Raw genomic sequence first — 458 nt, forward strand, 5'->3', positions numbered from 1 at the left:
ACGTGTTAATTATTCCAAAGCAGGCAATTGCTACGGTAAATGATATTAGCCAAGAACAACGCGAGTTAGTGGGGCATTTGTATTGGGTAGCCAGCGAAATTGCTCGGCAGAACGGCTATGCCAGTGAAGGTTATCGTTTAGTAATGAACTGCAATGAGTTCGGTGGGCAAACGGTTTACCATATTCATGTGCATATGCTTGCAGGCAAGCCGCTAGGTTGGCCACCCTATCAAGAACGTATTAAACACAATCCGGTTGAAGCCTAAGCGGCGATAAAAAATGGCCATTGAGTTGTGCTTAATATGCGCTCAATGGCCGTTTTAGTAATGACACAGCGTTTCTACTGCTGGCTTTTATTTGCGTGCTAATCCATAGCGCGTAAAATTAAGCCTTTTAAATACCAACCTTCTGGATAGTGAATATGCACTGGGTGATCTGCAGTTTGTTGGGTGCGATCA

1 protein-coding gene is annotated in these 458 nt (G+C 44.1%); it reads left to right on the forward strand.

The features are described 5' to 3' along the window. On the forward strand, window positions 1-266 hold a 266-nt coding region (locus VT06_RS17345), incomplete at its 5' end, for an HIT domain-containing protein (protein ID WP_046555585.1). Window positions 267-458 lie beyond the last annotated feature (192 nt).

Origin of the sequence: Arsukibacterium sp. MJ3, from assembly GCF_000987765.1 — a bacterium.
In the GTDB taxonomy this organism is placed as follows: domain Bacteria; phylum Pseudomonadota; class Gammaproteobacteria; order Enterobacterales; family Alteromonadaceae; genus Alishewanella.